The 18693-nt window shown below is 42.8% G+C and carries 15 protein-coding genes; 7 read left to right on the top strand and 8 right to left on the bottom strand.

Going from position 1 to position 18693, the window contains the following annotated elements; genetic code table 11:
• Positions 1-6: 6 nt before the first annotated feature.
• Positions 7-450: a c-type cytochrome gene (locus tag CXF86_RS03015; RefSeq protein ID WP_101090544.1), complete on the bottom strand. Its 444-nt coding sequence runs from the start codon at positions 448-450 to the stop codon at positions 7-9.
• 233 nt (positions 451-683) lie between these two features.
• On the opposite strand from CXF86_RS03015, the gene trpR reads away from it, so the two are divergent.
• The gene (gene trpR / locus CXF86_RS03010; RefSeq protein WP_101090459.1) at positions 684-959 is read left to right on the top strand and encodes a trp operon repressor; all 276 of its coding nucleotides are present in this window, start codon (positions 684-686) and stop codon (positions 957-959) included.
• A 292-nt stretch (positions 960-1251) separates the two neighbouring features.
• Here trpR and slyD read toward each other — a convergent pair whose 3' ends face one another.
• Positions 1252-1872 (bottom strand): peptidylprolyl isomerase, encoded by a 621-nt coding sequence (slyD, locus tag CXF86_RS03005; RefSeq protein ID WP_101090458.1) that lies wholly within the window; start codon positions 1870-1872, stop codon positions 1252-1254.
• A gap of 712 nt (positions 1873-2584) precedes the next feature.
• Here slyD and thrA point away from each other — a divergent pair.
• The 4 genes from thrA to CXF86_RS02980 all read left to right on the top strand — a co-directional run bounded on the left by thrA (position 2585) and on the right by CXF86_RS02980 (position 7892).
• Complete coding sequence (thrA, locus tag CXF86_RS02995; RefSeq protein ID WP_102038309.1) at positions 2585-5050, top strand: bifunctional aspartate kinase/homoserine dehydrogenase I; 2466 nt, start codon at positions 2585-2587, stop codon at positions 5048-5050.
• Positions 5047-5979, top strand: coding sequence for a homoserine kinase (gene thrB, locus CXF86_RS02990; protein ID WP_101090455.1), 933 nt, complete (start codon positions 5047-5049; stop codon positions 5977-5979). Before thrA ends, thrB begins: the two co-directional genes overlap by 4 nt.
• 78 nt (positions 5980-6057) lie before the next feature.
• Positions 6058-7344, top strand: coding sequence for a threonine synthase (gene thrC, locus CXF86_RS02985; protein ID WP_102038308.1), 1287 nt, complete (start codon positions 6058-6060; stop codon positions 7342-7344).
• A gap of 257 nt (positions 7345-7601) precedes the next feature.
• Positions 7602-7892 (top strand): hypothetical protein, encoded by a 291-nt coding sequence (locus CXF86_RS02980; RefSeq protein WP_101090453.1) that lies wholly within the window; start codon positions 7602-7604, stop codon positions 7890-7892.
• Between the two features lie 21 nt (positions 7893-7913).
• Here CXF86_RS02980 and nfo read toward each other — a convergent pair whose 3' ends face one another.
• Positions 7914-8771 carry a deoxyribonuclease IV gene (nfo, locus tag CXF86_RS02975; protein WP_102038307.1) on the bottom strand — a complete coding sequence of 286 codons (858 nt, stop codon included), beginning with the start codon at positions 8769-8771 and terminating at the stop codon, positions 7914-7916.
• Between the two features lie 221 nt (positions 8772-8992).
• Here nfo and CXF86_RS02970 point away from each other — a divergent pair, with 221 nt between their 5' ends.
• Positions 8993-9532 (top strand): hemerythrin domain-containing protein, encoded by a 540-nt coding sequence (locus CXF86_RS02970; RefSeq protein ID WP_180960998.1) that lies wholly within the window; start codon positions 8993-8995, stop codon positions 9530-9532.
• A gap of 54 nt (positions 9533-9586) precedes the next feature.
• Here CXF86_RS02970 and CXF86_RS02965 read toward each other — a convergent pair whose 3' ends face one another.
• From CXF86_RS02965 to CXF86_RS02945, 5 genes are all read right to left on the bottom strand, one after another.
• Positions 9587-9775, bottom strand: a complete 189-nt coding sequence (locus CXF86_RS02965; RefSeq protein WP_101090450.1) for a DUF3545 family protein — start codon at positions 9773-9775, stop codon at positions 9587-9589.
• A 234-nt stretch (positions 9776-10009) separates the two neighbouring features.
• A complete protein-coding gene (pgi, locus tag CXF86_RS02960; protein WP_102038306.1) occupies positions 10010-11647 on the bottom strand; it encodes a glucose-6-phosphate isomerase in 1638 nt (545 codons plus the stop codon).
• An 18-nt stretch (positions 11648-11665) separates the two neighbouring features.
• Positions 11666-12622: a transaldolase gene (gene tal, locus CXF86_RS02955; RefSeq protein ID WP_101090448.1), complete on the bottom strand. Its 957-nt coding sequence runs from the start codon at positions 12620-12622 to the stop codon at positions 11666-11668.
• A gap of 371 nt (positions 12623-12993) precedes the next feature.
• On the bottom strand, positions 12994-14091 hold the full coding sequence (locus tag CXF86_RS02950; protein ID WP_102038305.1) for an OmpA family protein: 1098 nt from the start codon (positions 14089-14091) through the stop codon (positions 12994-12996).
• Between the two features lie 234 nt (positions 14092-14325).
• Entirely contained in the window at positions 14326-16692 is a 2367-nt protein-coding gene (locus CXF86_RS02945) for a phosphoketolase family protein (RefSeq protein ID WP_101090446.1), read from the bottom strand.
• 425 nt (positions 16693-17117) lie between these two features.
• On the opposite strand from CXF86_RS02945, the gene CXF86_RS02940 reads away from it, so the two are divergent.
• Positions 17118-18560 (top strand): alanine/glycine:cation symporter family protein, encoded by a 1443-nt coding sequence (locus CXF86_RS02940; RefSeq protein WP_101090445.1) that lies wholly within the window; start codon positions 17118-17120, stop codon positions 18558-18560.
• Positions 18561-18693 lie beyond the last annotated feature (133 nt).

The raw sequence follows: 18693 nt of genomic DNA, 5'->3' as shown, positions 1-18693 counted from the left end.
TATTAACTAATCTTTTTTGTAAACGTCATGACAACCTTTACAGCTTTTCCCTGTATTCATAAAGGCTTTCTTTATCTCCTGCTTATCGCCTTTCTGTGCGACTAAAGCGAGCACTGCTGCATTTTCTTGGAAAGTCTTCATCTTGGCATCAAAATCTGCTTTGTCGCTCCAGACTTTTGCTAGGGCTTCAGTATCACCTTTGTCTGAACCAGCAATGAAACCTTCAAGAGGTAGCATAGAGAGTGCAGCAACATTGGTTGCTCGCGTCGCGAATACGCTAGCATCGTAATCTTTCTTGCCCTTTAGCATTGCGCCCATGTCACCAAAGTTATAGGCAATCATCCCAAAAGCAGATTGACGATAGTGAATAGCATCGTCAGCGTCTTCAAAATTATTAGCTTGCACGCTGGTTGCGATAGTAGCAGTCGCAGCTAGTGCGATTAGACTCATCTTTAATGATTTTTTCATGGTTATTCTCACGTTTTTATTATGTTATGCGACTAAATTCACGCTATTGTACCTACTTTTGGCTAGTGGACTCCATTCGTTTTTGGCCAAAATTACGCTTAGTTACAAATCAATTGATTTAACAGTGCTGTTTGCTCGTATCTAAAGTACGTGACTGGAAATGGTTTCCTGATAGACTGACTGTAATGATGCACTAGTACACCATTGAGGCTGAAATGCGAGCAGAGTGGGATTTAGTTTTAGATAAAGTGATGGCTCAAAACGATCATAGCGCTTTAGTGACGTTATTTGAATTACTGCTAACGGAGGAGGAACGCAGTGCAGTGGCAGGCCGATTAAAGGTTTTTCAAACTTTATTACGTAAAGAGATGAGCCAACGACAAATTGCACAAGAGTATCAAATTAGTATCGCGACAATAACGCGCTGCTCAAATTATCTAAAGCATATGTCAGTAGAGCAAAGAGAGCAGGTAAAGTTGCTAACGTTATAGCGTCTATATGCCGTAGGATTCATGTATCTTGCGTTTACCATAACCTATCCACTCACAATCGCCCCGGCTGCAAAGGATTATCCTGAATACGGGAACGACTTTTGTGTTTTGTTGGTATATACGTTAATGAAGCACAATGATGGGACATGTTGATATCGATAGCAGGCTCGGAAGCCTTTCATATCATATTTTTAAACGCCATATATCGATAGGCTGATTTAGCGCATAAAAAAACGCGTTTCATTTTAGTAAATGAAACGCGCTTTATTTCAGTCAAAAGAGTTAGATGAGCTTAGTGCTTACAACCACAGCCACCGTTGCCATCGCAACCTTCTTTTACTTCTTTCGTTTCATCGTCACTGCAGCATCCGCCTTCATGACTGTGCTCATGATCGCCACCACCACAGCATCCACCTTCATGTGAATGTTCGCCACCGCCACAGCTTCCGCCTGCATGGATATGACCGTGGGCAATCTCTTCTTCGGTTGCAGCACGAACTTCAAGCACTTCAACATTAAAGCTCAGTGTTTGACCGGCTAGTGGGTGATTACCGTCAACAATAACAACGTCATCTTTCACTTCAGTCACTTGAACAGGACGTTGTCCCATTTCAGTTTCAGCAATAAATCGCATACCAGGAACGATATCTTCGATATCGCCAAAAGATGCTATTGGCACTTCTTGGCACAAGCCATCATGATATGCGCCATAAGCTTGCTCAGCATCAACGGTGACGTCAAGAACGTTACCTTGCTCTTTACCTTCAAGAGCTGCTTCAAGGCCTGGGATCATATTTTCTGCGCCGTGCAAATACAGCATCGGCTTGCCTTCAAAAGAGCTTTCAACAAGCTGACCTTTTGCATCTGATAATCGGTAATGGATGCTTACAGCACATTTTTCGGTGATTTTCATATTGGCTCCAATCGGTAATTTGCGCGCATTCTAGCTTGCTTTTTGTCAATTTGCGACAGGTTGGATTCACTTATGTTACCTACACCACATCTTTATTTGAGCTGAGATAAATTCAACAAAGCTGACTTGGTTTTGCTTATAGCTAAACATCATAAGCAGTGCTTTTTTATTTGGTTTGTCGTTATAGCCAAGTTTAAAAGCCTAAACTCAGGTGTAAATTGTAAAGTTAGCCGTTGGGGTATACTGGCTAGCCAATCTATTGTTTGTCACTTTATCATCATAGTAAGAGATGGGGCTTAATAATTAATTGTTTATTAACAATTGGTTAGTTGTTAATTCTATATGTGTTTACGTAAGGGTAACCTTTGGTGGTAGTCGCATTTACAGAGAGGTCTTCTCCTAAACCATGATTTATACCGCTTTTTGGCTGATTATTTAAGATGATGGTTATTAATGACAATAAACCCAATTTAGGGGTTGACACATCTTGGTTAAAAAGCAATTCTGTTAGCACACAAATTAATCCAATTGGATGAAACCTAATTTATATGTTTAGCCACGTTTTAATGATCACCACGATTATTACAACCACCACGATTACCATCGTGGGGGCGGGCTAAGCACAATCTGATATAAGTTAAATATCAAGCCCGCTCCCCACAAAGGAGCGGGCTTTTTTGTTTCTTTAGTGGCGCGGTACAAGGAGTTTTCGATGAAAGTAATGAAATTTGGTGGTACCTCGCTTGCAAATTGGCAGCGATTTAGAGCAGCGGCAGATATTGTTATCCAGTCGGCAAAGACAGAAAGTACAGCTGTTGTGCTGTCCGCACCCGCAACGGTCACCAATGGCTTAATTGAAATGGTTGAGGTTGCTGTTAATGGCGGTGACTATAAAGCCGTGTTAGCCAAAGTAGAGCAAGTGTTTAATGCTTTGTACGGTGACGCTGCTAGCACACTAACAGATGAACAAAATAAAAGACTCAGTGAACGTTTGCTGCAGCAAATGAAGTTTTGGGGCGATAAGCTGGCCGGAATGAGTTTGCTTAATGAGTGCCCTGAGAGTGTCGAAGCAGCGGTGTTAGTGGGGGGCGAAAAATTGTCTTCTGCATTGATGGTTGAGGTGATGAAAGCTGCTGATTACCCATCGGCAATATTGGACCCTGAATCATTGTTGGTGGGTTATGGCCCACGTTTAGAGTCAGCCGTTGATATTGAAGCGAGTAAGTTACGCTTTAACGCATTAAACTTAACAGATGCTCATGTTTGGGTGATGCCTGGTTTTACCGCAGGAGACAGTGAAGGAAAAATTGTTACATTAGGGCGCAATGGCTCCGACTATTCTGCGGCGGTGCTCTCAGCTTGCTTACAAGCGAGTTGCTGCGAGATCTGGACTGATGTTGATGGCGTTTATAATACCGACCCACGTGTGGTTGCTGACGCTAAACTGCTACCTCAAATGAGTTATCAAGAGGCTATGGAAGTTTCTTACTTTGGTGCAAAGGTGCTGCACCCAAAGACTGTGGCTCCTATCGCGCAATACCATATTCCTTGTTATATCCGTAATACGCTCAACCCTAAAGCTGTCGGGACGCTAGTATCCAACGCACCTGATGAAACAGGGCTGAATGTTAAAGCGATCTCCAACCTTGATGATCAAACGATGTTTGATGTTTCGGGGCCTGGAATGAAAGGCATGGTGGGCATGGCCAGTCGTACATTAGGCGCGATATCACGCTCGGGAGTTTCCGTTTCACTGATTACGCAAAGCTCGTCTGAATACAGTATTAGTTTCTGTGTCTCCACTGAAGACGCAGCTAAAGCCAAATATGCGCTAGAGCAAGAGTTTGAGCTCGAACTTAAAAGCGACCTGTTAGAGCCGATAGAGATGCGCCATCAGTTGGCGATAGTGTCACTGATTGGTGATGGCATGCGCACCCATAAAGGGGTTGCGGCAAAGTTTTTCCAAGCCCTTGCACAAGCAACCGTTAATATTGTCGCCATTGCCCAGGGCTCTTCAGAGCGTTCAATCTCTGCCGTTATTGAGCAGCGAAAAACCAAACATGCTATTTCGGCATGCCATCAATCTTTCTTTGATGTTCAGCACTATCTTGATGTTTTCCTTGTGGGCTGCGGCAATGTTGGCGCGGGGCTACTTGAACAGATAAAACAGCAACGCCAAATGCTTAAAGAGCAGCATATCGCCGTACGGGTTTGCGGTATTGCGAATTCAAAGCAGATGTTACTCGATGCTCAAGGTATCGATTTATCGAGCTGGCAAAAGCTGTTAGCAGAGTCAAAGCAAGCCGCGAGTATCGATGAGATGCTGGTATGGGCTAAAGAGCAGCAGTTACTAAACCCTGTGCTCGTTGACTGTACTTCGAGTGAATTTGTGTCTGATCAGTATTTAGCAGTGATGAATTCTGGCTTACACGTGGTAACGCCAAATAAAAAGGCCAATACTCGTGATATGGATTACTACAAGGCATTGCGTCAAACAGCGCTAAAACAGCGTCGTCAGTTCTTGTATGAAACCACTGTTGGAGCGGGATTACCTGTTATTGATAACCTTAAAAAGTTGTTATTCGCGGGTGATAAACTGCTGCGTTTTAACGGTGTATTATCTGGCAGTCTTTCGTACATTTTTGGCATGTTAGATGAGGGGATGACTCTGTCTCAAGCCACCAGTATTGCAAGAGAAAAGTGTTTCACAGAGCCGGATCCTCGTGAGGACTTAAGCGGTATGGATGTTGCTCGTAAAGTGCTTATTTTGGCCCGAGAAGTCGGTATGGAACTAGAGCTGTCGGATATCAATGTTGAGTCAGTGTTGCCTGAGTCATTTGATGCATCGGGTGACGTAGAAGCGTTTATGGCAAATTTGCCCTCAGCAGATAAAGCAATAGCACAGCGTGTTGAAACGGCTAAGGCTGAAGGCAAAGTACTGCGTTACGTCGGGCAAATTGATGACCAAGGCTGTAAAGTTAAGATTGCAGAGGTGGATGCAAATGATCCGCTATACAGTGTTAAAGGCGGAGAGAACGCATTAGCATTTTATAGTCGCTACTATCAGCCAATACCATTCGTGCTTAGGGGGTATGGCGCAGGAACAGATGTGACTGCAGCAGGAGCGTTCGCCGATATTTTAAGAACCCTTAATTGGACTCGTGAGGTTGGAATATGAGCGTAACCATTTATGCGCCCGCTTCAATGGGCAATGTGGGTGTCGGTTTTGACTTGCTCGGTGGGGCATTAGCCCCAATAGATGGTAGTTTACTTGGCGATAGAGTGACGGTTGAATCGGCTGAGCAAGGACTAACATTGAGCGTAATAGGGCATTGGGCCAACAAGCTACCCGCTAATCAGAGCGAGAATATTGTTTATCAGTGTGCAACGTTTTTCCTTGAGCATTTAGGCAAAGATGTCGGGCTTAAGCTCACGCTAGAGAAGAACTTACCCGTTGGCAGTGGTTTAGGCTCTAGTGCCAGTTCCGTTGTGGCAGCGCTAGTAGCACTCAATGAATATTTTGATAATCCTTTTTCTGAGCAGGAAGTGCTTCGGCTAATGGGAGATTTTGAAGGCAAAATTAGTGGTTCGGTACATTACGACAATGTCGCGCCATGCTTTCTTGGCGGTATGCAATTAATGCTTGATACGCCGCAGGTTATTTGTGAGCCGATACCCACGTTTAAACAGTGGTATTGGGTGGTAGCCTATCCTGGGATCTCGTTATCGACGGCACGAATGCGCCAGTTGATGCCAGAGCAGTATTCAAAGCAAACCACAATTGATTTTGGCCGTTACCTCAGTGCTTTTGTGCACGCTTGCTATAAGCAAGACGACGCATTGGCTATCTCGGTACTCAAAGATGTGCTTGCTGAGCCTTATCGCGCAGCAGAGATCCCTCATTACCAACAAGCTAAGTCTGCCCTTGCGGAGATAGGTATGCTAACAACGGGGATATCTGGCAGTGGGCCTACCTTGTTCACTATTACTGATGATATAGAAACAGCAAGAGTTGCTAAGCAGTGGTTAGATGAAAATTATATTGATCAAGCATTAGGCTTTTCACATATTTGCCAAATTGATGATTTAGGGGCTCGTCGAGCCTAATTTATAAAGAACAAATGTGAAGCAAATAACGTGTAATAAAAACTATCAATACAGCATTGAGAATCAAAGGACGTCATCATGGAATTATATAATCTGAAGCACCCATCCCAGGTGGTAAGCTTTACCCAAGCGGTTAAACTTGGACTTGGAAAAGACCGTGGGCTTTTCTTTCCAAAAAATATTCCTACATTAGATGATATTGATGGCTTACTGGCACTGCCGTTTGTGGAGCGCAGTAAGAAGGTCATCGGCGCTTGGCTAGCTGAAGAGTTGGGCCAGGATACCGTTGACCGTTTAGTTGAGCGAGCCTTTAATTTTGAGCTGCCGCTGGTACAAGCAGACAAGGATTTGTATAGCTTAGAGTTATTCCATGGTCCGACGTTGGCCTTTAAAGATTTTGGCGCACGCTTTATGGCGCAGTGCTTAAATGCGTTGGCAAAAGACGAAAAAATCAATATTTTAACCGCGACTTCTGGCGATACTGGCGCTGCGGTAGCGGATGCATTTTACGGGCTGGATAATATCAACGTCGTCGTGCTCTATCCTAAAGGTAAGATCAGTGTACTGCAGGAAAAGATGTTTACGACGCTAGGTGACAATATTCACACTGTGGCTGTCAGTGCTGATTTTGATGCATGCCAAACCTTAGTGAAACAATCATTTGAAGACAGCGATATTCGTGATGGCTTACATCTAAACTCTGCTAACTCAATTAACATCAGCCGCTTATTGGCGCAGATTTGTTACTACTTTGAAGCCGTCGCGCAGTTTAAGAAAACGAATAACTCAGATCCTGTTATCGCAGTGCCAAGCGGTAACTTTGGTAATCTAACAGCGGGTCTATTTGCTAAAGCGATGGGATTGCCGATTAAGCGCTTTATTGCTGCAACCAATAGCAATGATACCGTACCACGTTATCTCGACAAGGGGGAATGGTCCCCACAGCTGACCGTTGCGACTATGTCGAACGCGATGGATGTTGCTGAACCAAGCAACTGGCCTCGAGTTGAAGCCATTGTTAAGGCGATGAACTGGTCATTAGCCGATATTAAAGGTATTGGCGTGTCAGAGGCGGATACCGCCGATTCAGTTAAAGGGCTTCATGCAGTGGGTTATCTCTCTGAGCCACATGCCGGTATTGCGGCGTTTGCTTTAAAGCAAACGATGGTGACAGGTGAAAAAGGTGTCTTCTTAGGGACTGCCCACCCAGCAAAATTTAACGAAGTGGTTGAGCAGATCTTGGACATTGAGTTGCCGCTGCCGCCCGCACTTGCGAATGTGGTACCTAAAACTATTTTGTCAGCCCATTTACCAGCAGACTTTGACGCATTAAAGCGGCACTTATTTAGTATCTTAGTAAAATAGCCGGAATTATAACGACTCACCATTAAAAAGAGCAGCTGTTATAGCTTCTCTTTTTTTGTGGTGAAAGTGTGGCTTATGTGCTTTTTTATCGACTTTGGAGTGAGGTTGCTGCTGCAATGTCATTGAGCTTCGTTGTGGCTGTTAACAAATGGGGCGGAATGTATTAGTTAGATCTACTTTAGCGTGACTTAGATCCCATTGTTTACTCAAGATATTTTATATTGTGCGGCGCAGTTTTTATAAAAGGTGTCGTATCTGTGTTACGTTTTGTCGTCAGTATATTGTTACTCAGTTTGTTAAGTGGTTGTGCCAGTGAAGAATTTCAGCTGTACCACAGGATAAATGAAGCATACGATTTTGAAGTCACCCACTGCGATAGCTTTGCAATGGTTAGAGGCATAGGACACGGAGAAAATGCGCTCGAAGATGCCAAACTAAGTGCTATAAAGCAGGGTGAAGAGCTCGAAGGAACACACATCGTTTGGTTACAAATCGACTTAGGCGAGCCAACTAAAGTGGTCGCAGTTATCTATAAATGCCTAATGTAATCATCTGTATTAGCCTCGTATTCATGGTGCTTTAGTTAAACTGCGTAGCCAATTAATCTCTTCAGGCCACAGCTCAGCACTGGTTGTTTCTAGAATGAGCGGAATACCCTTAACAGCGTCAAGTGTCATTAGCGTCGCAAACGCTTCTGCCCCTATTTCCCCCTTACCCAGAGATTCATGACGATCAACGCGGCTGTTAAGTCCTGTTTTACTGTCGTTTAAATGCATGGCTTTGAGATATTGATTACCAACAATTTTATCAAATTCATCGAAAACGGCCTTACAGCTTATCTGACTGCGAATATCATACCCTGCAGCAAACATATGGCAGGTGTCGATACAAACTCCGACGCGTGACTTGTCTTCAACGCCGTCAATTATCTGAGCGAGTTGCTCAAAACTATGACCCAGGTTTGAGCCTTGGCCTGCAGTATTTTCGATCACCGCAGTCACGGTACTTGAACGCGTCAGTGCTAAGTTTATCGACTCGCTTATTCGCGTGAGGCATTTATCGGTGTCAATTTGTCTTAGGTGGCTACCGGGGTGAAAATTAAGCAGGGTTAAACCTATTTGTTCACATCTGGCGATTTCATCATAAAAAGCTTCACGTGATTTAGTGAGTAGCTCATCATCTGGGTGCCCTAAGTTAATCAGATAGCTGTCATGGGGTAAAATAGCATCCATTGAAATGTTAGCTTTGTGACAGTTTTCTTTAAATAGCGTTATTTGCTTTTCATCTAGCGCCTTACTTGCCCAGCGGCGCTGATTTTTAGTAAATAACGCAAAAGCGTTAGCGCCGATAGCGGCAGCATTTGTGGGAGCATTTGCTATGCCGCCAGAGGCACTAACATGTGCGCCTATAAAGTAGTTCGGTTGCATTGTTTCTTCCTGTATTTTTGTTGATTAATTCAGCTGACGGCCTGACAACATTAGTTTCAACGGTACTAGTCTCTATATTGGGTAAATAAGTGGTTGTAAATTAGTCTGATTTTGTTGATCTCTGTCACGATGATACACATTCTCTTTTTGTTATAGTTGGCCGTTATTCGTACTGTTTACTAATATTGTATCTAGTGGGGCGAATTTGGGTGGAGAAAACTATGCTAGCCAGACTGATGCACGATCACAAGCATATTGGTATTTTGCTTAAGATTTTAAAGACAAAACACATTAAGCTAGCGGCAGGTGAGGGGATTAACTATAACTTAGTCCGCGATATTGTTGAATATATGCAAAGCTATGCTGAGCACAGCCATCACCCATTAGAGGAGGTGATCTCAGAGTTTTATTGGAACAAGTTAGGCAGAGCCCATATTAATGAAACATTAACTGCAGAGCATAGAAAGTTGGTTGATTCGTCGGCATCTTTAATGGCGACACTCAATTTAATTCTGAGTGATGTGGTGGTGTCTAAAGAGCAGCTCGTCAGCGACTTAGAAGGTTACGTTGAACTGCAGCTGTCGCATATGGAGTTTGAGGAGTCGACGGTATTTCCAAAATGGTCTGATGTGATTACTGAGGAGGACTGGAAAACGGTGGTGAAGATGTGTGATGCAAGGCTGATTGATGATCCGTTATTTAGTGAAAGTGACAATGTGCTGTTTGAGGAACTAAAAGAGTATATTGAAATAGCCGATTAACGATGTTGCTAGGATCAAAAAGAGCGCTATATGCGCTCTTTTTAGTTTACTTGTTTACATTAGGAGGCTGTCTAATTCACCGTCAAAGCCGTTGTCCATATCTTGCAGCTCTTTAAGCAAACGATATTTTTCTTTTAGCGCTTCAATTTCGCGCCACTTACGCTTTTTATTGGAGCTTTTTGAGCGGCTTGTAGGCTTCTCAACGATACTATCTAGCGCACTACCATAATCAAGTCTATTCATGGCAACCTCCTATAGTTTATTTTGTCTTCAAATAAATAGCATATTTTTCAAGCATAGTGCAACATAAATGTTTCATTTATGTTAACTGGAGGTGAAGTTTTAATGTTGATTGAAATGATATATGGCTGATAAACATGAATCAAAATCATGTTTTTTGGTGTAGCTAGCTGTGAAAACTAAAAAAGCCAGTCGAAACTGGCTTTTATAAAGGAATGGTAATCGTGTACTGTTTGCTTATATTTTGTGCTGTTTGAATATATTAATTAACGCATTGCTCGATGTATCTAAATCGGTGGCGTCGGTATTGGCGGTTAGCCTGTCGAGAACATCGTTCCCCAATTGCTTACCTAGTTCAACTCCCCATTGATCAAAAGAGTTAATCTGCCATATCGCACCCTGAACAAAGGTTCTGTGCTCATATAACGCAATAAGGGCGCCTAATGTCGAAGGTGTTAGCTTATCCATTAACAAGGTATTGCTTGGCTTATTACCTGGCATCACTTTATGCTGAGCAATAAGTTGCTTGTCACTGTCTGATAGTGAACTACTGCTAAGTTCAGCTAATGCTTCATCAAAGGTTCTACCTTGCATTAATGCTTGGGTTTGCCCAAAACAGTTAGAGGCAAGTTGCACATGATGCTCACCGAGTGGATTATGACTGTTAAGTGGCATAATGAAATCGGCAGGGATAAGTGCAGTACCTTGATGTAAAAGCTGGTGGTAAGCATGTTGTCCATTGGTCCCTTCACCGCCCCAAATTACAGGTCCAGTGCTGTAGTCCACGTCAGTACCGTTTAGCGTGACTGACTTACCGTTACTCTCCATATCAAGCTGCTGGAAGTAAGCGGGTAACCCTCGCAAATAGTGATCATAGGTGAGCACAACATGAGATTGAGCATTAAAGAAGTTGCCGTACCATAAGGAGAATAGCCCCATAATGACGGGCATATTGTTCTCTAACGGTGTTTGCATAAAATGATTGTCCATTTCATGTGCACCGGCTAATAACTCACGGAAGTGGTCCATTCCGACTAATAGCGCGATAGGTAATCCAATCGCCGACCAAAGTGAGTAACGTCCGCCAACCCAATCCCACATCGGGAAGATATTACTTGCATCGATACCAAACTCAGTGGCTTTAGCAACATTAGAGCTAACAGCAACAAAGTGTTTAGCAACATCCGCTTGCGTTGCTCCTTGGGTCAAAAACCATTCTCTTGCACTAAGGGTGTTGGTCAACGTCTCTTGAGTGCTAAAAGACTTAGATGACATAACAAACAGCGTTGTCTGAGGATCTAGTCCCTTAAGCTTTTCAGTAATTGAGGTGCCATCAACATTTGCAACAAAATGACAATTTAACTGACCTGTCCAATAAGGACGAAGGGCTTGAGAGATTATCTTAGGACCTAAAAATGACCCACCAATTCCAATACTCACAACATCAGTAATAGTCTTGCCGGTGTAGCCTTTCCATTCACCAGTCGTTACCGAGCGAACAAAGCGTTCCATTTTGTCTAAGGTTTGCTGAACTTCAGCCACAATATTGACACCGTCAACATGAATAACCTTATCTTTTGGCGCTCGCAATGCGGTATGAAGCACCGCTCGTTGCTCGGTATTATTAATGATGTTACCAGCAAACATTGCTTTGATTTTTTCTTCAAGCTTAGATTCTTTTGCCAATGCAAACAGCAGTGACAGAGTTTCTGTTGAAGCTCTATTTTTAGAGTAATCTAAAAGCAGTCCACATGCCTTGGTCGACATATCGTCAAATCGCTGTGGTTGTTGCTGGAACAGCTCTCGCATATGCGGCACTGTTGTACTGTGTTTTGCTAGCGCTTGCCAACTAGCAAGCTGAGTCAGTTCGGTCATTTTAGTAGTCCTACTTCATTAAGACGTTAGTTCTGCTTTTAGCATGACTTCGAGTTTACCTTGGTCAATCGCAAAGTTACGGATCCCTTCAGCTAGCTTCTCTACAGCCATAGGTTCTTCATTAAACGCCCAGCGGAATTGTGCTTCAGACATTGCTGGCTCTGCTGCAACCATTTCTGTTGCTGGAAGTAGTTTTTGAACAATCGGTGTATTGCTATTAGATAACTCTTCTAATAATGCAGGGCCAATGGTTAATCTATCACAGCCTGCTAGTTCAATGATTTCACCAGTGTTACGGAAGCTTGCACCCATAACGACGGTATTAAAACCATGACGTTTGTAGTAGTTGTAAATGTTAGTGACAGAAACAACACCCGGATCTTCACTTGCTGAATACTCAAGACCAGTATCTTTTTTGTACCAATCTAGAATGCGGCCAACAAAGGGCGAAATGAGATAAACACCCGCTTCAGCACATGCACGCGCTTGAGCAAAGCAAAAAAGTAGCGTTAGATTACAGTTGATGCCTTCTTGTTCGAGTTCTTTCGCTGCGCAAATACCTTCCCATGTAGAAGCTAACTTAATCAAAATACGTGATTTATCAATACCTGCTTCTTGATAAAGTTTGATGAGTTTATGGGCTTTTGCGATTGAGGCAGTTTTGTCAAAAGAGAGACGAGCGTCAACTTCTGTTGAAATACGACCCGGAACAATTTTTAGGATCTCTAGACCGATATTGACGGCTAGCTTGTCACCGGCATCTTCAATCTGTTGCGCAACATCATTGCTTTGGCTTTTTGCCCAAGCAATAGCATTTTCAATTAGGCTACTATATTCAGGAATTTGCGATGCTTTTAGGATTAAAGATGGGTTTGTAGTGGCGTCTTCTGGCTGGTAACGTTTTATGGCTTCAATATCACCAGTATCCGCAACTATGGTTGTGATGGGTTTAAGTTGTTCTAAAGTGTTGGCCATGTGAATTACATCCTTCTCAATGAGCAGCATAAGTTTGATGGTTAATTAGCAGGTATTAAAAGCCATTTTTATGATCATTCCAACTAAATATGAAAAAAAATTACAGAAAAGTTGTAAAAAATCAGTAAATGCGCATTTTTTGGTAATATAGCTACTAATTCTAGCGTCTAATTCTTGCTGTTTTATTAAACATTAGCTTTAGACGTGAGTAATTGGCATAAATATTAAGTCATCGCCTTAAACATTAGTAGGCGGCTATAGTGACGGTCGCTGGTATTTGAACAAAAAAATGCTCACAACAGTAACCGTTGTGAGCAAAATTTGGCAATTTACTCAATAACTGACGTAAATAGCTACATAATGATATCGACTTATTTCAATACAGGAACCTTTTCGGTACCTGTAACATGCGCGTCAATACGGCGGTTAGCTTGATTGGCTTCTACAGAGCTGCCTTCAATTAAAGGTCGAGTAATGCCATAACCTTTAGATGACACTTTACCGGGGGCAACACCATACTCGTTGATCAACACATCAGCGACGGCAATAGCGCGGCGTTCAGACAAGTCCATATTGTAGTCAGCCTTCCCCATATTCGAGGCATGACCTGCAATGGTAACCTCGGCATTTGGATGCTTACTCATATACTCGGCTAAATCTTTAATATCCCCGTAAGATGCTTCTTTTACGGTCGCTGAATTATTATCGAATTTAGCTTCAATTTCGAATTTGTCTTCAGCTTCTTGGTAGATTGTACATCCGTTAGCATCAACCTTATGAGTAGATGGTGTATCGGGGCACTGATCCATATCGTCATTTACACCGTCATTATCTGAGTCGGCAATGATAACGGCAGCTACAGGAGCGATAGGTTTTGTTTTGCTACCAAAGCGATAACTGAGTTCAAGTCCCCAGTAGTTACTTTCCATCTCCAGTGTTTTCCACTTATCTTCGTCAAGGTTTTCATAACGACGATATTTAGCTTGGACTTTTAAATTATCAGTAATGTTATAACCAATACCCGCGCCAACGTATGGGGCGACGCCGCTGTCACTATAATACTCGCTACCGTAGTTCTTATTGTTAGACATAAGGTAGTTTAGGGCACCTGCTTCCGCTGATAAACTCCAGCGATTGGCGAAAGGCCAGAATGCTACGAGACCTAAATTCATTCCTTTAGCACCAACATCATTGAGTTTGTCTGAATAGTCGACCCATTCAGCACGGCCGAGATCGCGGTAACCCAACTCGACACCGAAGTAATCATTAAAAAGAAAACCTGCAAAAACATCCCAGGCATACGGATCATCTTTACCACAGGTTTTCATGGTTTTTTGATCGCAATTAGGCTCGTAGTTGTTAATACCGACACCGCCACCGACATACCATGGGCTCATGCCGTCTGCGGCGTTAGCGGCAAAAGGTAGCATTGAGGTGAGTAGAACTGCTTGTAAAGTTTTGTTCATCATTCGGAAATCCTTATGTTTTAATTATAAAACTCTCCGTCTACTCATTACTTAAGCAGTGCTAGCACTTATTACGGAGATCCTTTGGTTTTATAGCTAGCTATCACTATTATCAACCGCAAATGTGACATTTTCCACTTTATTGTTAATATAAATACTTAAGTTAAAAGAAAAAAGGGTGCTTTCGTTGGAAAGCACCCTTTTATTTAGTCTAAATACACTAACCTGATTAAGGTCTTATCGTGTCCACACCCAGTTTTCAATGCTTATAGGGTCTACACCGTTAGCCTTGATATAGTTTCTGTGGTCAACCAGACGTTGCAGCATATCTGTGGTTATAGCGATATGTTGGCTTTCGTCAATAACGCTTTGCTGGAACAGTTTGTACGCCATGTCGATAACGAGGTGGTAACGCGATGTACCATTACGAACACCCATATCAAATGGAGTCGTCGTTGAACCTTCCTCTTCATAGCCTTTAATTCTAAAGCGGTCACTACCTTTGTAATCGAATACAAGTTTCTTAATGGTATTCGGGTATCCGTGGTAGTTAAAGACAACACCTTTATCAGCAGTGAACACTTCGTCCATTAACCATGGCTTGCTTTGGAATTTTAAGCTACCCAAACCGCTGCTGGTTAGCTCGGTAACGCTGACGAAACGGATGCGTACACGAGGTAATAGTTCGCGGATCAGTACCAGTGAAGCCATTGCTTCTTGAGTAACGTAATCACCACAACCAACAAGCACCACATCTGGGTTCTCGTCTGAAGCAAAGTCCCACACCATGACACCGTCTTTAGCCTGACTGCGAGCTTCATCTAGTGTTAACCATTGTGGTAGATCTTTCTTACCAGCAACGATGATGTTGAGCTTGTCACGATCGGCATAAGCACGTTCGGTGTAAACCAAAGTACTGTTACCGTCAGCTGGTAAGTAAGCAGAGATGATCTTAGGATGCTTCTCTAACATTGCGCCCAAGAAAGATGGGTTCTGATGCGAGTAGCCATTATGATCTTGACGCTCTAGCAGCGAAGACAATACTACGTTACATGCCGGCACTGGTTTACGGAAATGTACACCTTGGCTTGCATAAACGTACTTACAATATTGGTCAGCCATTGATGAAATAACTTGCGAGAACGCTTCATAGGTTGGGAACATCGCGTGACGACCCGTTACCGTATAACCGTGGAGCATGCCGAAGAGTAAGTTTTCAGATAGCAACTCAATGACACGACCGTCGCGAGACATATCTTCGTCCCAGCTTTCGATAGGCCACTGCCATGCACGATCAGTTTCTTCAAACACTGCTTGCAGTTGGTTTGAATAGGTCTCATCAGGACAGAAAATACGCAGGTTACGTTGGTCACGGTTGAGTTTAAATGCATCACGCATCCATTCACCCATCTTGAACATTGACAGCCCGCGTTGACCACGTGGTGTTTCAGCGCCATAAGCGAGTTTTTCAAGATCTGGATTGGTTAAAGCGCGAACCACTTCACCACCGTAGCTTAAGTGTTGACGACCACAAGCTAACGCTTTTGGTGGCATTAATGACAGAATATCTTTGTCAAAAATCAGTTCGCCTTTTTCGTTGATGCTGTATAGCTCATCGAACTTATAGCTGCCTAACCAAGTGTTAAGCGCGTCAAGGTGGCCCTTATCTGTAGCACACTTGTTGACGATAACTTGGTGAGATTCACAGTTACCTTCTAATTTTTTACCGCCATATTCAGCAGTACCAGTCCAGCCTTTAGCGGTACGCATTAAAATGACAGGCCAGCGAGGCTTAACAACATCTTCGCCAGATCTTGCGCGAGTTTGAATGTCATTAATCATTTTATATGACAAGTCCATCGCTGCTAGCATCTGCTCGTAAACGTCTTCTTCAAGCTGATCATCAACAATAATCGGGTGGTAACCAAGACCACGGAACTCAAGGTCTAGTTCTTCATGGTCCATTCTTCCCATACGGGTAGGGCCAGAAATTTTATAGCCATTAATATGAACAATAGGTAAAACAGCACCATTGTTCTTTGGTGATACGAGACGGTTTGCATACCAAGATGCAGCAAGAGGACCTGTTTCTGATTCACCATCACCAATGAGGCAAGCTGCAATCAAATCTGGATTATCAAGCACTGCGCCCCAAGCGACGGACAGAGAATAGCCAAGTTCGCCACCTTCAAGAATTTGTCCCGGAGCTTCTGGGTTTGCGTGAGAAGGATAACCATATGCCGCAGAGAACTTTTGACAAATGTCCGTGATACCTTCCTCATTATAAGGAATAGTTTCAGGATAGAAGTGGCTTAACGAACCTTCCATAAACAGGTTAGCTTGTACTGCTGGAAAACCATGACCTGGACCAACAAGGTAAACGAATGAACGATTGTGCTTAGCAATTAATCTATTAACGTTAGCATAGACAAAGTTAATACCAGGGCAAGTTCCCCAGTGACCAAGTAATCTTGGTTTTATGTCTGTGTGCGCTAAAGCACGTTTATGTAGTACGTTTTGCTTTAGGTAAATTTGTGATGTCGCTAGAAAGTTTGTTGCTCTAACAAATTTCTTTAAGGAAACGATCTCTTGTTGATGTGACATAAACAACCCCGTTTGGTAATCATAAAGTTAAACAAATTCTATATGACATACTATATTTGTAACTTTATTACAAAAATGTGCCCTGTATCGTATTTATAGAAAGTTTTTTGCACTAATTAATGTAGTAAAGTTAGATGTGATTGCCATGTTAATTTAGTTAATTATATTGAGTATGCCTGGCGTTTTGTGTGATTCGGTTGTCAGCTAAATGATGAAATGTGACCTGTATCACTCAGGGTTGAACCAATGCTATGCTATTTTGCAGCGCGGAATGCGGCAGGCGTGGTGGTAATTTAATCACGTATAGGATAATTCGAAAAGAAAATCTGTTGTCATTTAAATACTTTAGGAAGGAAAAATACAAGCCAAACCTAATCCAGAGTGAAAGCGCTTGATTATGTTTGTCATGGGGATAAAGAATAATTATGTTTGAACCGTTAATTAATGCAGTTGAATCTGCCGTCAATGCTGTCAATGGCCTACTGTGGGGAAGCTTACTAATTTATGTATTAGTGGCAGCGGGTGTGCTATTTACTTTTCGTCTAGGTTTTATTCAGTTCAGATTATTTGGCCACGGTGTCAAATTAGTGATTAAAGGCCGTGAAAAAGTGAATGGTATCTCCTCTTTTCAGGTTTTTTGTACATCGATGGCTGCAAGAGTAGGCACCGGTAACATGGCGGGAGTCGCCGTTGCGATAACTGTTGGTGGTGCGGGTGCGATTTTTTGGATGTGGCTGATTGCGCTGCTCGGTATGGCGACTGCATTTATTGAGTCAACATTAGCACAAGTTTATAAAGTAAAAGACGATGAAGGTCAGTATCGTGGTGGACCTGCGTATTATATGGAGAAAGGCCTAGGTAAGAGATGGATGGGAACCTTGTTTTCTATTCTACTTATTATCGCTTTCGGTTTTGCCTTCAATGCCGCACAAGCTAATACCATGACCGACGCGCTGAACAACGCATTCGGTTTGGATAAAACCATTGTTGGTTTAGTGATTGTGATGGCATCTGCATATATTATTTGCGGTGGCTTGAAAAAAGTCGCTCGCGCATCTGAATTGATTGTGCCGGTAATGGCTGTTGCTTATTTAGCTGTAGCAATTGCGGTATTGGTATTGAATATCGAGCAGGTTCCAGCAGCGCTAACACTGATTGTTAAAAGTGCCTTTGGTTGGGAGGAAGCTGCTGGTGGCGCGATGGGCGCGATGATGGCCGGTGTTGCACGTGGCTTGTTCTCTAACGAAGCGGGTATGGGAAGCGCGGCAAATATTGCTGCATCAGCTACACCAAACCCTAATCACCCAGCATCACAGGGTTTTGTGCAAATGATCGGTGTATTTGTCGATACCATCGTCATCTGTACTGCTTCTGCTGCGATTATTTTGTTGTCAGGTGTGTTAGACAATCCTGGTGAGCACAAGGGGATTGGTCTATTGCAATTGGCACTAAGTAACGAGCTTGGTGGTTGGTCTGCTTACTTCATTGCATTCGCAATTATACTGTTTTGTTTCTCGTCAATTATTGCTAACTATAGCTATGCCGAAAACAACATTATGTTCCTGACTAAAAGTAAAAAGGTGCTGTATGTTTTCCGCGTCCTAGTATTGGCGATGGTGATGACAGGTTCAGTGGCCTCTTTGCAACTGGTGTGGAACTTTGCCGATGTATCAATGGGGTTAATGGCGCTGGTAAATATTTCTGCGATAGTGTTGCTTTCTAAGGTTGCCTTTGCGGTAGTGAAAGATTACGAACGTCAAATAAAAGCAGGTGTTTCTCCAACGTTTGATGCTAGTCAATTCCCAGAAATAAAGGGGATTGAAACGGGTGAATGGACTAATGATGAGCCTATTGCAAACAAATCTTAATATAGGATTAACCGCTCGGTGCGGTAAATTGAATTAACACAATCTAAAAAACCACGCTTTATAAGCGTGGTTTTTTTGTTTTTGATCAGTATGATTGTCTCAGTTTAAGAATATCTCTGTATAGGACATCATA

Origin of the sequence: Shewanella sp. GutCb, from assembly GCF_002836135.1 — a bacterium.
GTDB lineage: Bacteria > Pseudomonadota > Gammaproteobacteria > Enterobacterales > Shewanellaceae > Shewanella.
This window is presented reverse-complemented; position numbering and strand designations above follow the sequence as displayed.